At 54.9% G+C, this 14,072-nt stretch carries 10 protein-coding genes; 5 read left to right on the top strand and 5 right to left on the bottom strand.

The genetic code is table 11. From position 1 onward, the window contains the following. Positions 1–24: 24 nt before the first annotated feature. Entirely contained in the window at positions 25–2,007 is a 1,983-nt protein-coding gene (locus tag H7846_RS02370; RefSeq protein WP_186694956.1) for a winged helix-turn-helix domain-containing protein, read from the bottom strand. A gap of 184 nt (positions 2,008–2,191) precedes the next feature. Here H7846_RS02370 and H7846_RS02365 point away from each other — a divergent pair, with 184 nt between their 5' ends. Then, entirely contained in the window at positions 2,192–2,872 is a 681-nt protein-coding gene (locus H7846_RS02365) for a PEP-CTERM sorting domain-containing protein (protein ID WP_186694955.1), read from the top strand. A gap of 42 nt (positions 2,873–2,914) precedes the next feature. On the opposite strand, the gene H7846_RS02360 is transcribed toward H7846_RS02365, so the two are convergent. Beyond that, positions 2,915–3,850 carry a LysR family transcriptional regulator gene (locus H7846_RS02360; protein WP_186696134.1) on the bottom strand — a complete coding sequence of 312 codons (936 nt, stop codon included), beginning with the start codon at positions 3,848–3,850 and terminating at the stop codon, positions 2,915–2,917. Between the two features lie 108 nt (positions 3,851–3,958). On the opposite strand from H7846_RS02360, the gene H7846_RS02355 reads away from it, so the two are divergent. Beyond that, positions 3,959–5,542, top strand: a complete 1,584-nt coding sequence (locus tag H7846_RS02355; RefSeq protein WP_186694954.1) for an MFS transporter — start codon at positions 3,959–3,961, stop codon at positions 5,540–5,542. Positions 5,543–5,613: 71 nt separating this feature from the next. On the opposite strand, the gene H7846_RS02350 is transcribed toward H7846_RS02355, so the two are convergent. Continuing rightward, positions 5,614–7,485 carry a hypothetical protein gene (locus tag H7846_RS02350; RefSeq protein WP_186694953.1) on the bottom strand — a complete coding sequence of 624 codons (1,872 nt, stop codon included), beginning with the start codon at positions 7,483–7,485 and terminating at the stop codon, positions 5,614–5,616. Continuing rightward, entirely contained in the window at positions 7,472–8,245 is a 774-nt protein-coding gene (locus tag H7846_RS02345) for an ABC transporter ATP-binding protein (protein WP_186694952.1), read from the bottom strand. The genes H7846_RS02350 and H7846_RS02345 overlap by 14 nt, the downstream gene beginning before the upstream one ends. 268 nt (positions 8,246–8,513) lie before the next feature. Here H7846_RS02345 and H7846_RS02340 point away from each other — a divergent pair, with 268 nt between their 5' ends. The 3 genes from H7846_RS02340 (at position 8,514) to H7846_RS02330 (ending at position 13,239) form a co-directional block, all read left to right on the top strand. Further along, the gene (locus H7846_RS02340; RefSeq protein ID WP_186694951.1) at positions 8,514–9,452 is read left to right on the top strand and encodes an alpha/beta hydrolase; all 939 of its coding nucleotides are present in this window, start codon (positions 8,514–8,516) and stop codon (positions 9,450–9,452) included. A gap of 773 nt (positions 9,453–10,225) precedes the next feature. Beyond that, entirely contained in the window at positions 10,226–12,643 is a 2,418-nt protein-coding gene (locus tag H7846_RS02335; RefSeq protein WP_186694950.1) for an OPT family oligopeptide transporter, read from the top strand. Further along, positions 12,640–13,239 (top strand): DUF2059 domain-containing protein, encoded by a 600-nt coding sequence (locus H7846_RS02330; RefSeq protein WP_186694949.1) that lies wholly within the window; start codon positions 12,640–12,642, stop codon positions 13,237–13,239. The genes H7846_RS02335 and H7846_RS02330 overlap by 4 nt, the downstream gene beginning before the upstream one ends. A gap of 100 nt (positions 13,240–13,339) precedes the next feature. Here the strand turns inward: H7846_RS02330 and rpiA are convergent, their stop codons facing one another. Beyond that, positions 13,340–14,029 (bottom strand): ribose-5-phosphate isomerase RpiA, encoded by a 690-nt coding sequence (gene rpiA, locus H7846_RS02325; protein ID WP_186694948.1) that lies wholly within the window; start codon positions 14,027–14,029, stop codon positions 13,340–13,342. Positions 14,030–14,072 lie beyond the last annotated feature (43 nt).

Here is a 14,072-nt window from a genome sequence, read left to right as displayed (position 1 = left end):
CTCGCGCGCCCTTTGCCTGCTGGTTCAATTGCTTTTGGACTTCATCGTTTCGACGATGGCCATAAACTGAGGATCTGCTTGGGCATTCTGCCACATCGGATCACTGAGAACGGAGAACAGAAGCGCAGAATGGACGGCAGCCGCTTTCTTGAGCCAGAAGATCGTCTGATCGTGGTCGTGGAGTCCGTGATAGATCAGTGCGAACAGATAGGGGTCCACATACATGGATTTCGCCTGTTTTTCGAGTGCATGCATACGCTGCATAGCAGCATCCGGATGGCCTGAAACAGCACACGTATAGCCCGATTCGGCAAGAAGAATTGGTGGAGCGAATCCATTGCGTTTTGCAAAAGAGTCCAGCACTTCTACCGCCTCCTGATCGTGTCCGAGTTCCGTCAAGGATCGCCCCAGCCCGAGATAAGGTAACGGTGAGCTGGGAGCGAGTTCTATCGCGGAGCGGTAGGAGCGGACTGCATCATCGAAGTGATGCTCGTAGTAAGCTGCGCATCCCAACTCCGAAATCAGCATCTCTGACTGAGGATCGTACGATAACAGACGGCGTACTTCCTCTTCTGCGCTACGAGCCTGCCCGGCTTGTTCGCGTAGATGAACAGAACAGGCAAGGAGACTCATTGCTGAACGCAAAGCTCCTTCCTTTTCGAGCTCAGAAGCAGCGCTGGCAGAGTCCCAGTCGTAAAGCAGATCGATCACACCCAATGAGCCGTGAGCTTCCGGCAGAGAAGGGTTAAGTTCAAGCGCCCTCTGAGCTGCACGCCGCGCAATCGGCATGTGATCGAGAGGCGACTCATAATAGATTCCCAAAAAGAGATGGGCCGCAGCGAGATCGGACCATGCGCGATCGAACTGAGAATCCATCTGTGTGGCGTTCTGGAAATGTCCAATCGCCTCACGGAATGCCTGATGGGAATCAGTCCGGATAAGCGCCTCTCCACGAAGGTTCTCCTCGTACGCTCCCGGATTGTCCGTGTGTGGACGAAGTGGAGATTGGCCACCGAGCCTCGCAGTATCAAATGAAAGCGCCTGCAAAGTATCGTGAAGAAGGTCGGCCTGTACATCGCGAAGGTTCGCGAGATCGGATAAGTACTGATGGCTCAGAAGAATTGTGTTGTCACTCGTCTGGTTCAACTCCATATTCAGGACCAGTCTGTCCTGGTTTCGTTGCAGCCGCCCCACCAGGACCGCATTGACTCCCAGCGTATGTCCGATGCTCTGCGCATCCTGGGTGGTATCTCGAAAGTGGAAGGCCGTCGTGCTTCCAATAACGCGCAAGCCGGAAATACCTGCCAAAGCCTGGATGGTGTTCTGCGTCATTCCATCCGAAACATAATCCAGCGACGGTTCCCCGGTACGATTCTGTATAGGAAGCACGGCTATCGAGATCAATGCGGGGCGCACAACGGCATTCGTTCTATGCCACGGCCAGAAAAACATGAACGCCGTAGCGATGAGGACAAAAAGCACGGCGATAGCAACCATCTCTGGCAGCCACCTGCGTATCGGCTGCGGGTTCGATGAGGTACTCGCGGTAGTAGCAGGCTGCATAAAGGTATCTGCTACTGGCGGTACGGACGAGGAGAGGGCCGCCTGCGCCTCCACAGCGGCGATAAAACGATAGCCACGGGTCGGAATCGTCTGGATAAACTTGGGATCCCGTGGACTATCGCCGAGTTCATGACGTAAGACGGTAATGGCCCGCGCTAAGGTGTTCTCTTCTACAAAGGTATTTGCCCATACGGTGTCCAGTAGGCTGCTTTTCTCGACCAGATGCCCCGCGTGTTTAACCAGATGGAGCAGAACCAAAAGAGTTTTGGGCTCAAGCGCAACACGCGATCCATTGTGGATGAGAGAGAAATCTTCTTCGCGAAGCTCGAAGTCTCCGAAGCGGTAGATCATCAGCGTACCTTCGCCGATAACCGCTGCTCTGCAGCGGAATCCATAGTCGAGCCACAGCGCCAACCATGCCCCATGGCAGGAAGAGCGTGCCAATTATATCCCCGATCAAGAAAGTTTCGGATCGCATCAGCGAATGGAATCTGCTTCGTAGCCTCCTTCATAAAAACCTCACGAAAACACCACGAAAGGTTGCGGGAAACTCGCAACCCCTGAGTGCTAGGCTGCACCCGCAGTAAAGTCTCCGACCTCAAAAGAGGTCCCTGAAAGGTCTCAACTTATGAAAAACCATGTCTTTCTTGCCAAGCCATATCGCACAATTTTGCTCACGGCGATTGCGCTGATCACCACCCTGGGGCTGACACAGGGCGCTAGAGCGGATACCGTCTATTACTTTTCGATAAACAATACAACCGGCATCGATGCCTCGGGACTCATCACGGTCTCCAACACCGGTCCTCTCGGCGCATCGACGGTAACGGGAATCACAGGGACATTCTCCGATGCGGCGAACAACATTTCGGGGGCGATCACAGGATTAAATTTTGCTCCCCCGCCTACATTCAACCTCTCCCCTCCTGCGGCGCCAAACACCTTCGGTGCTCCTGCCTTCACCAGCGCCGGATTTTCCTACGACAACCTTTTCTGGCCGGATGCGGACTCGCCAGCCGTGTGTACTGACGCACTGGCGTTTTATGGCGGTTACTTTGACGTCTACGGAATGGCCTTCAACGTGGCAGGAGGGTACACCGTCGACTTGTGGAGTGATGGTCAATTGGGCGGCTACCAGCTCAACGACTCTTTTAACAGTGTTCCTTTCAGCCCGAACAATATAGATGGGCTGGCTTATGCCGTGGATGTCACTGCATCGCCTGTACCCGAACCAGGTACGCTCTTTCTGTTTGGAACGGGCCTGTCGGGCATGGCTGCTCTCTGGCGCCGCCGGAAGGAAATCGTATAAAAACGCGCGGGAGCAGATATCTGCTCCCGCAAGCGATGATTGCTATTGGACTGAACCACGGTTGATCTGGTTCGTCGCTTTTGCTGTAGTTCCTTTTCCGTTCTCAATGCGACTCTTGAGAGTCGGCAAGCGAGGTGTTGGCGGCATATTCAGAATCATTTGGGCGAACTCTCGGGCGGCCAATGTCTGTCCGCTCTGGCCCCAGACCAGAGCAAAATTGACCTTTGGCAGAGGTGGCAAACCATATTGGCCATCGACAATCTTCATGCCCGGCTCAACATCCTCGCGTGTCAGTACCGTAACACCAAGTCCTGCGAGCACTGCCGCGCGTAGACCTTGTTGACTGGGCGAAGTGAAGACGACATGCCATTCAACAGACGTCTCTGCTAAAGCCCGAAGACCAACCTGCCGGTTTACGCATTGTGCAGGAGCGAGCGCGAGAGGAAGTGAGCCAGATGAGGTTTCAAAGGTTTCCGCGGCCACCCATACAAACTGCGTTCGACGCAATACCAACTCGTTCTTTTTGTCTGTCGTGGCTAGCACCACTGCAAGGTCCAGCTCATCGGCTTCGATCATGGTGCGCAGATCGAGATAAGTCGTAACACTGACGTCGAGACGAACAGAAGGAAATGCGCGAGCAAACTGGCACAGCAGCGGCGGCAGCCGATCGCCCATAAAACTCTCCGGCACACCGAAGCGCACAACACCCGTAACGGGCGAAGGCTGAAAGCGCTGCGCCAATGCATCCAGCGAAGATAGTATCTGCACAGCATGACGAAGAAATTCCTCGCCATCCTCGGTTAATGTGAGGTGCCGCGTCGTGCGATGCAGCAACTGTCGGCCTACCTGTTCTTCCAGGCGTCGAATTTGATGGCTGATGGCAGATTGCGTGAGATTCAACCGCTGACCTGCTCGTGTGAATCCGCCAACTTCTTTAACTGCAACAAAGGCGCGCAAGAGTCCCGGATCAAAATCCATAGCCATCCCTAATCAAAATCCATAACCATTTAATAGATGATCGTTGCTCATAAATGACACAAATTAAGATCATTTCCGTCATAGAGAAAAGCTGCCTAAGATGAGCGAATGACGCTGTCCCCTGCTCGCAAGAATACCGTCGCTCTGGCTGCTGTTTGCTTGGCATCGCTGATGTTCGGTCTGGAAATCTCCAGTGTTCCCGTGATCCTGCCAACTCTTGAAACAGTCCTGCACAGCGATTTCAAAGGCATGCAATGGATTATGAATGCCTACACCATTGCCTGCACGACCGTTCTGATGGCAACAGGAACGCTGGCTGACCGGTTTGGACGGCGGCGCATCTTCATCATCGGTATCGCCGCGTTCGGCATCACATCTCTACTCTGCGGCTTGGCCCAGAGTGCTTCTATGCTGATCATGAGTCGGTTCCTCCAGGGAATGGGTGGCGGAACCATGTTGATCTGCCAGGTGGCCGTGCTCTCTCACCAATTTCAGGAAGGTAAGGAGCGGGTCAAAGCCTTCGGTGCATGGGGCATCATTTTCGGGATTGGGCTCGGGTTCGGACCTATCATCGGCGGCATGATTATCGCCGTATCCAACTGGCAATGGGTCTTCCTGGTCCACGTCGTTCTTTCGGCCATCACCTTGATTCTTGTTTTCAGTGGCGTTCAGGAATCGCGCGATCCGCATGCAGAAAAACTGGACACAGCGGGCATCGTCACGCTTTCGCTGGCAGTCTTTGGATTGGCGTACTTCATTACGCAGGGTCCCGATCTCGGCTTCAACAGTCCCGCCGCGATCGGCATCATCGTTGCTTCTGCTGTTAGTTTCCTCGTCTTTCTCTTCGTCGAAAAGAGAAATCCTCACCCTATGTTTGATTTCTCTGTCTTCAGGATTCGCAATTTTTCCGGCGCTCTTCTTGGCTCAATGGGTATGAACTTTAGCTTCTGGCCATTCATGATCTATCTGCCGATCTTTTTCCAAAGCGCTCTGGGTTATGGCAGCGTTGCTGCTGGATTGTCGCTACTGGCCTACACATTGCCCACACTGATTGTTCCCCCGGTAGCGGAGCGGCTTGCACATAAATATCGACCCGGAGTCGTAATTCCCGCAGGCATGTTCACCATTGGACTGGGCTTCATCTTGATGAAGTTTGGTAGCAACTTGCCTCACCCAAGCCGACTTACCATGCTCCCTGGCTGTTTGCTGGCTGGCATCGGACTCGGCATGACCAATACCCCCGTAACAAATACAACCACGGGCTCGGTTCCCAGCACTCGCGCGGGAATGGCATCGGGGATCGACATGAGCGCACGTTTGATCACTCTGGCCATCAACATTGCTTTGATGGGATTCATCCTGGTCGAAGGCGTGTTGTCTTATCTGAAGAGCACACTTCCTCAATCTCTGGACTCCTCACGATTACGTTCGCTCGCAGAAAAGATCGCGGCTGGAAACTTTGCTTCCCTCAAACAAGGTTTTCCAGAACTGTCTTCCTTCGATCCATCTGGATCGATTGTTCATACTGCGCTCGTGCATGGTTTTGGGCTTGTCATGTTGTATGGAGGAATTGGTGTTTGGATTCTGGCCGCCGCGAGCTTTGTGATCTTCGCTCCTTTGAAAGTCAATCAAAACCTAACCTCAAATCCTCTTCTGGAAGTTACCTGCGGTGATCGCCCCTGTGAAGATTGATCTCTTATGACTTCTAAGATGTATCCGGAAAACATCGGTTCAGATTGTCACTGATGGCCTGGGGCCATCTTCTATTGCTGGATTTTTCCGAGCCTTGAACCAACCCCATACTCACGTAGGTCAAGTTGCAGGAGAAACAGATTCTCGCGATTGTTCGGGTCAAAATACTGGCAATGGTAACGAACGACTTCATAGTGGCGCAGCTCGATCAGCCGGTGCGCCACGAAAAGGCCAGCCAAAATCGCAATATAGTGCCAGCCACGATTCTCGATCCACGGCCCCAACGAAACCGAAAGCCATACAACGATCGGAAAGAAAGTGAAATACTTTGCAACCGTCATCGCCAAACTTGGTGATTCAGCGGTTGGTTCACCTGTAAAGGCAATTGTCGTGACATGGAGAAAAAAGAGATCTGTCAACAACAGACAGAAACCGATAGCAACAAGGACTTGAGCAGTAACCACACGCCACGTTTGAAAATTTTGTGGAGCGATGCCATAAGTCATGAGGAGCGCGCTGCCAGTCAGGAGGGCCACAAAGAGAAACGCCCAGATTTTGGCAGCGCTTAGTTGTTCCAGTGCTGCGCCAATTTCCGGCGGCCTTCCATGTACATGATGGAAGATCCAACTCCCCTGATGGTTGCCTGGCGAAAGGAAGGCCAGATGTAGACCCGTAATTGCCCAGAAGGCTACGATGCCGACCGAAGCACGCAAACCGTCAGTAGAAACCACCATGTGAATCTGCTCATTTGCAATCGAAAAGCGCAGAACACTGGCAACGACAATAGATAAGCCCACTCCCCCATAAAGAACAAGATAGATACGGTAACGTGGAACACGAAATATGGTTTGCGTAATGTAATGAAAAATAGCGCGCTGTTCAGGGTTACGAACAATCGTGGCATGGAGGATGCGTGCTATAGCCCCAAAAGCCCCTTTCCGTCCCCGATGCGAAGCGGAGCCTTCAACAAGCTGGCGTGTCTTCCGAAGATAGGCAAGCGGATAGGTTGCAACCGCAATCGCGAATACAACGAGCGTAGCGAAAGAACCGATTCGTGCAAGCTGACCGTAGATCGGCAGCGCGGCCGGTCCTTCCATCAGACGCTGATAAATGCCGAGGAACCAAAGCGGAGGAATGCAGCGGACGTACCAACTGCCCGATTGCAATAGATGGGGTACAACACCCGAGAACACCGGAAACAATAACAAAATTACGAGCAGTGCTGAAATCAGGAAGCACTGCAGGAACAATGAGACGCGACGGAAATATCGCTCTCCCAGAACGGAGAGCATAACGCACTCCACAGCCAGGATTGAACCGGCGGCAAACAATCCACTTCCGCCACACGCCAAAATATGACCTGCCATAAAGCGCAGCCAGTTAGGGGGATCGATCGCCGATGGCAATACGAGCGTCGCAAATACATTGGCATCGAACAAGAAGCCGCCAAGAAGAATCACAATCGCAGTCACGCGAGCCAGAAACGTTCTGCGGTCCGTTACCGGCAGAGTTTTAAGAACCAGGATGTCCAGCAGATCAGGGAAAAAGAGGTCCCATTCGAAGACCGTTATGATGCCCATGACCACGAAGGAATAGACCACAAAGAAGAAGTGGTGATTCACCTGAAGCCAATAGGACGGCGGACCCGGAACCCGATGGTTTTGGAGAGAAGGGATGAATTGGTGGTAGACCGGCCACAAGTAAATCGCAACCACAAATCCCGGAAGCCCCACCGCCGCTGCAACCTGAACGAGGCGAGCTTTGGCATCTCCATCCGGAGACGCAGTTTCGGGATTGAAAAATCGCTCAAGGAAGTGACGGAGCAGATGCGCAAACTGGCTCCGCTCCGGCTCGCGCATCGGTCCGAGGCTAGCCTGTGCTTGTAAAGGGAGAACCTCTCGCTCCGACATCAACAGACGCTGGATGAATTTACGCATGGCCATTGCGCATAACCTCGACGATCCGCCGAGCAACGGCTGTAGTATCTTGCTGCCGAACCAACTGCGTAAAAACGCTTTCGAGATTGGGGAGACTCATCAGTCGCGTCAACTCGGAAGGCGGTGCATCGGCCAGAATCTTGCCTCTTCCAATCACCACAACTCGTTGGCAAACCTGTTCCACCACTTCCAGCACGTGCGAGATATACAGAACGGCTTTCCCTTGTGCCGCAAGAAGCTCCATCAGGTCTTTGAGAAGACGTGCGGAAATCACATCGAGTCCGGAAAGAGGCTCGTCAAAAATCAGTAACTGCGGATCGTGCAGAAGAGCAGCAGCAATCAGTACTCGTTGACGCATCCCTTTGGAGTAGCTGGAAATCGGTGAATGTTGTGACGATTCGAGATGGAGAAGCTTGAGCAGGCTTGTGGCCTTGGCTTCGATCAACGCTTCCGTGAAGCCACGGAGCCTGCCAACAAATTGCAGATATTCGAGCCCCGACATGTAGCCGTAGAGATGGGCCTCCTCTGGCACATAGCCGATTACGCGACGGAAGGCCACCATGTCATTGCGGATATCGTGACCTTCATAAAAGACGTGTCCGGCATCCGGTCGCAACATTCCGGTGACGATCTTAACGGTGGTTGATTTGCCAGCTCCGTTTGGGCCCAGAAATCCAACGATCTCACCAGCCGCCACGCTGAAGGAGACATCTTCGATCGCCGGAATCCCTCGGAAGTATTTGTAAAGACTTTTGAGCTCAAGCATCACGTTTGCTCTCCGACGATCTTATGTCGGTTTTCGACTATATCGGATTACGACTATTAAGACAACAGGAATTCACGTCGATATGCCGGAGCTCATCAAGAGCTCTCGGAATCAGGGAATACTCTCCCGCGAACGAGAGCTTACTCGTTACCTCTTAGGTTCATCCGGAATCCACAGAAATCCACCGCGAAGATCGCCACTAGACTGTGCCTTACCAGACGACCACTCCGTTCTGGCTCCGTATATCCCAACTGAATAGGCGGTCTTCATGAGGAAGAATCTGCTCGTCGCTTGCGTCCTCTTCGCATCAGGAGTGCTCCATGCGCAAAATGTGTGGCAGCCCTCCCCTGGTCATACACAAATCCCCATCTGGTCCGGATCAATTCCCGATGCTCAGCCTGCCACCACACCAGAAACCATGAAAATCACTGGCCCCGAATCATTCGTCGCAGGCAAACCGTGGACCTCGGTCGAGCACGTCGCACTCCCCACCATGACCGTGTACTCCCCCAAAGGCAAAAACACTGGAGCAGCCATCATCGTTTTTCCCGGCGGAGGATACGAAATCCTCGCCATCGATCTTGAGGGCTCCGAAGTCTGCGACTGGCTGACTACAAAGGGAATCACCTGCGTCCTCCTGAAGTACCGTGTACCTGCGCCTACATCTGTTCCGGAATGGAAAACCTGGCGTCAATCCTCCATTGCTCTGGAAGACGCGCAACGAACCATCAGTCTCGTCCGTTCGCGCGCCTCCGAGTGGAACATTGATCCCCACAAAATCGGAGTCCTGGGGTTCTCTGCAGGCGGCCATCTCGTCACGGCAACCAGCGTTCACTTCGATAAGCGGATCTATAAAGAGGTCGATGCTGTCGACAAAGTAAGCTGCCGCCCCGACTTCGCCGTGGCCTTATATCCCGGCCATCTTCACGCTAAGAAAGGAACCATCGAGCTGAATCCCGACATTGCGAACCACATCACCGCCCAGACTCCGCCGACGTTCCTGCTGCAAAACGAGAACGATAACATCGACAGCATCTGGGACGCCGTAAGCTACTACGCCGCGCTCTTGAAGGCGAACGTCCCCGTGGAGTTCCACTCCTATGCAGAAGGAGGCCACGCCTTCGGTCTCCGAAGAACGAAATACCCCGCAACCACATGGCCCACTCTGGTGGAAACCTGGCTCCACACCATCCATATCCTTCAATAAACATCACCTGAACAACTGTCATCCCTGAGCGGAGTCGCAGGCGAGTCGAAGGGCCTGCCCTGGAAGGGGCCTGCATTTCGCTCTTACCTCGTCGAGCCGAAATTGAGATGTCAAGCGGGTGCCCCATATCTGGCGGCTTGATCGCCAGACTGTGGGATCATTCGAGCGAAGCTCGAACGTCTTGTTAAGGGCATGGCTTTAGCCATGCCGTATGCGATCAACTGGAAAAGCGGCTTCAGCCGCTGAGGTCATTCTCAGATTTCTGTCGAGCAAAGCCTAACCACCCCCACCTCGTCATTCTGAGGAGCGGAGCGACGAAGAATCCCTGTATTTCACTTCATCACCAACAGCTGTCAAGCCCTCTCCAAGCCATAAATACCGCCAACTCCAACAAACCAAGCCACTAACCCATTCACTGCGGATTGCGGATTCATACCCTCTGAATCGCTACAATAGAAATAGAGCTGAAAGAGAAAGCCCGGGCCAATCCCGGGCTTTCTCTTTCGTGCCATCCAACCATCTAACCGATGGAGATCGAATACTTTGCAGATAGGCCCCAATGCAATCACTGTATTTTCAATACTTTATACAGGGAGCAAATAAGAAGTACGGACCTAACCATAATATTTTGAATACTTTGCACGAATATCGAGGAGGGGGAGGGTGGGATCACGACAAGTACAATCCAGTCGTCGCAAACCACCTCTACCGCTGTTACACTCCCGTCTGGGTTATCCCAACACTTGATGTGCAAAGAAAGAATTAACTGAGCGATGGCCACCACCACTACCCGCCCCACCTTCAGTCCCTTCGTCCCGGCCACGGAGTCACGCCCTGAGTTCACCGTCCGTGCCCTTTTGCTAGGAGCCTTCTTCGGAATCATCTTCGGAGCCGTCACCGTCTACGTCGGACTCAAGGCTGGATTGACCGTTGCGGCCAGCATTCCAATCTCCGTCCTCTCTATCTCCATCCTCCGCGCATTAGCGAAGGCTTTTCGCCTGCGCGATGTTTCCATCCTCGAAAACAACATCGTCCAGACGACCGGCAACGCCGGCCAGTCCATCGCCTCGGGAGTCATCTTCACCCTCCCGGCGCTCATCTTCCTCGGTTTCGATCTCGAATCCTCGCGCATCTTCGCCCTCGCACTCTTCGGAGGCTGGCTCGGCGTCCTCTTCATGATTCCGCTCCGTCGACAACTCATCGTCGAAGAGCACGGCTCTCTCACCTATCCCGAAGGCACGGCCTGCGCCGACGTCCTCATGGCAGGAGAGCGCGGCGGCTCCTTCGCCTCCCGCGTCTTCCTCGGACTCGGGCTCGGCAGCCTCTACACCCTCTTCCAGAACGACAACCTCTTCGGGCTCTTCCCCTCCACCCCCAACTACTCTCCCGATCTCGGAGAACAACATCTCCTCAAAGGCGGAGCCATCCGAGCCGACGTCACCAGCGAATATCTCGGCGTCGGCTATATCATCGGCGCGCGCGTTGCCGCCGTCATGCTCGCCGGCGGAGTCTTCTCCTGGCTCGTCCTCATGCCGGCCATCTACTTCTTCGGATCGCATCTCTCCACGCCGCTCTACCCCGGCACCATGCTCATCCGCGACATGAGTCCCTCCGAACTCTGGATCACCTATGTCCGCCCTATGGGCGCCGGTGCCGTCGCCTGCAGCGGACTCATCACTCTGCTCCGCACCGCCCCCACCATCCTCGCCGCCCTCGCCGAGGGCTTCCGCTCCATTGGGAGAAAATCCGATACGGATTCTTCCGGACAGCCACGCGAAGCTTCCGCCCGTCCGGCTAGGACTGAGCGCGATCTCCCCTGGTCGGTCGTCATCGGAGGCTCCGTCCTTCTCGTCCTTCTGCTCTGGATCTTCCTTCAATTCAAACCTGTCCCCGGAGCGCAGGTCGGAGCCCTCGCCAATCTCGCCGCCTCTTTGCTGGTCGTTGTCTTCGGATTCCTCTTCGTCACAGTCTCAGCACGCATCGTAGGGATTGTCGGCTCAAGCGCCTCGCCTGTCTCCGGAATGACCATCGCTACCCTCATGGCCACCGCCGCGATCTTCCTTGTTAAAGGCTGGACTGCTCCTGCCTTCGGAGCCCTCGCCATCACAGTTGGAGGCATCGTTTGCATCGCCGCCTCCAACGCAGGTGATACCGCGCAGGACCTCAAAACCGGCTACCTCATCGGGGCCACACCCTGGAAACAGCAGATCGCCATCATGATCGGCGTCATTATCTCCGTGTTCTCCATCGGCACCACGCTGAACGCAATGAACAAGGGACTGGAATCCTTCCAGTCAATGTCTCAGCCCATCGCAATCGACCTCTCCCACCTTCCCGACGGCGTGCAGAACCAGGGTAACTTCACCCGCGACCATATCACTCTTACCGACACTTCCTCGTCCAATCACTCTGAACGAACCGGCGCACGCAGTTACATTCTCCTCAACTCCATAGGCTCCTCCGTTCTCGCCGACGGAAAATACCTCTATAGCCCTTCAACTCACCAGATCGAGATCCAGTGGGTCCAGGGTATTGGCAGTGAAAAGGCCGCCGCGCCACAGGGTCGTTTGATGGCCACTGTCATCAATGGAATTCTCAGCCGCAAGCTCCCCTGGTCGCTCGTCCTGCTCGGTGTCGCGCTGGTCATTATGGTTGAGCTGCTCGGCATCCGCTCCCTCACCCTTGCCGTCGGAGCCTATCTCTCCATCGGTACTACGCTCGCCATCTTCGTCGGCGGAGTCATACGCTGGATGGTCGACCGCGCCGTCCAGAAGCACCACGAGCGCAACGCCGAAGCAGAGCTTCAAGCCTCGCTCGATCTCTGGAATCGCGACCGCGATGCCTGGCTCGCTCAACACCCGGACTTCAATCCCGCCAACCCGGCCCATCTCGACACCGCCACCGGCCTGCCGGACAGAAGCTTCTGCCTGCGCGATCCCGAAGCTGAGTCCGAAATCTCCTCCGGCTCTCTCTTCGCCTCCGGACTCATCGCTGCAGGCGGTATCGTCGGCCTCCTCGGAGTCGCCACCAAGCTCTACGAATCCGCAACCGACCGCACCATCCCTCGGTTCAGCGATCACAACATCCTTCACCACGACTGGGTCAGCGTTCTCATGTTCGCCGCGCTCGCCTACTCCCTTTATTACTTCGCGCGCAAACCGCTCGACTCATCCAACGAGGTCTCCAAATGAAACGTCTCTCCCTCTTCTTACTCCTGGTCTCGCTTCCTCTCTTTTCGGGCGCGCAAACCGCTTCCTCCACCGCATCAGGCAATGACTCTGCCAAGAACGCCAAGGTTGAGGAGCTCATCCGCATCACCAAGCTCGATCAGCTCATGACGCAGATGAGCACGCAGATGACCGCCCGGATGAAGCAGGCCGCAGCTCAGCAGAATGCGCGACACCCCTACACTCCCGATCAGCAGAAGGCTGTCGACGACTACATCGCACAGATCCAGAAGATCACCCAGGACGCTGTCTCCTGGGATAAAGTCAAATCGCAGGTCACCACCATCTACACGGAGACCTATACAGACAGCGAGCTCGATGGCATCCTCAACTTCTACCGCTCACCCTCCGGCCAGGCGTTCATCTCCAAGTCGCCACAGCTGATGACCAAGACCATGCAGTTGGTCAATGAGCAGATGACCACTGTACAGCCGCAGATCCAGAAGGCCAACGAAGATTTCGCGCATAAGATGCAGGAGCTCTCCTCTACCCCGGCGCCTGCACCGCAATCCAGCCAGCCCGCGCCTGCGACCCAGCCCAAAGCAACTCAACCCAAATAATCACTAGATTTTCTCTGAGTGTCATCCTGAGCGAAGCGGCCCGAAAGGGCCGCGGGAGAGCCTGCCCTGAGCAGGATGACACTACAGATCGATACAAGCTCTAGCGCGTCCGCTCCACAACCCCACCCTCTTCTGCGATCAGCGCCAAATTCGCCATCCCCAGAAAGAGCCCGTGTTCTACGACGCCCACAATCGAATCCAGCTTGGCACCGATCACAGTAGGATCGTCCATCAGCACGCCGGAACAATCCAGAATCAGATTCCCTTCATCTGTGATGTACTGCGACCCATCCGGATTCACCCGCACCTTCGGCGTAAACCCAAGCTTCCGCAACGCCTCATTCACCAACGGCTCAGCCATCGGAATCACTTCGACCGGCAACGGAAATTTCCCCAGCTTCTCCACCTGCTTTGATCCATCCGCCACCACCACGAATCGCTTCGACGCGCTGGCCACAATCTTCTCCCGCAGCAGCTTGCCTCCGCCGCCTTTGATCAGTGCCAGTCCCGGCGCAACTTCGTCGGCCCCATCCACTGTTAGGTCCAGTTCCTTCGTCTCATCAAAATTTGTAAATGGAATCCCGTAGCTTCGGCCCAGCTTCTCGCTGTCTTCCGAACTGGCAATTGCGCGGATCTTCAGTTCACCCTTGCGAACCTTCTCGCCCAGCAGCTTGATCCACAGCGTCGCAGTCGAGCCGGAACCCAGCCCCACCGTCATGCCCGATTCCACCAGCCCTAACGCCCGCTCCGCTGCCTGCTGCTTCAAACGCGCCTGCTCTTCTGACGTCATCTGCTATACCTCACACCAACATTCTTCCATGCAGAGCGAACTT

Source organism: Edaphobacter sp. 4G125 (assembly GCF_014274685.1).
In the GTDB taxonomy this organism is placed as follows: Bacteria; Acidobacteriota; Terriglobia; order Terriglobales; family Acidobacteriaceae; genus Edaphobacter.
This window is presented reverse-complemented; position numbering and strand designations above follow the sequence as displayed.

What these genes read in the sequence shown, in the direction of transcription:
- H7846_RS02365 (WP_186694955.1), top strand. Translation starts at nt 2,192, where the DNA reads ATGAAAAACCATGTCTTTCTTGCCAAGCCATATCGCACAATTTTGCTC.
- H7846_RS02360 (WP_186696134.1), bottom strand. Translation starts at nt 3,850, where the DNA reads ATGGATTTTGATCCGGGACTCTTGCGCGCCTTTGTTGCAGTTAAAGAA.
- H7846_RS02355 (WP_186694954.1), top strand. Translation starts at nt 3,959, where the DNA reads ATGACGCTGTCCCCTGCTCGCAAGAATACCGTCGCTCTGGCTGCTGTT.
- H7846_RS02350 (WP_186694953.1), bottom strand. Translation starts at nt 7,485, where the DNA reads ATGGCCATGCGTAAATTCATCCAGCGTCTGTTGATGTCGGAGCGAGAG.
- H7846_RS02345 (WP_186694952.1), bottom strand. Translation starts at nt 8,245, where the DNA reads ATGCTTGAGCTCAAAAGTCTTTACAAATACTTCCGAGGGATTCCGGCG.
- H7846_RS02340 (WP_186694951.1), top strand. Translation starts at nt 8,514, where the DNA reads ATGAGGAAGAATCTGCTCGTCGCTTGCGTCCTCTTCGCATCAGGAGTG.
- H7846_RS02335 (WP_186694950.1), top strand. Translation starts at nt 10,226, where the DNA reads ATGGCCACCACCACTACCCGCCCCACCTTCAGTCCCTTCGTCCCGGCC.
- H7846_RS02330 (WP_186694949.1), top strand. Translation starts at nt 12,640, where the DNA reads ATGAAACGTCTCTCCCTCTTCTTACTCCTGGTCTCGCTTCCTCTCTTT.
- rpiA (WP_186694948.1), bottom strand. Translation starts at nt 14,029, where the DNA reads ATGACGTCAGAAGAGCAGGCGCGTTTGAAGCAGCAGGCAGCGGAGCGG.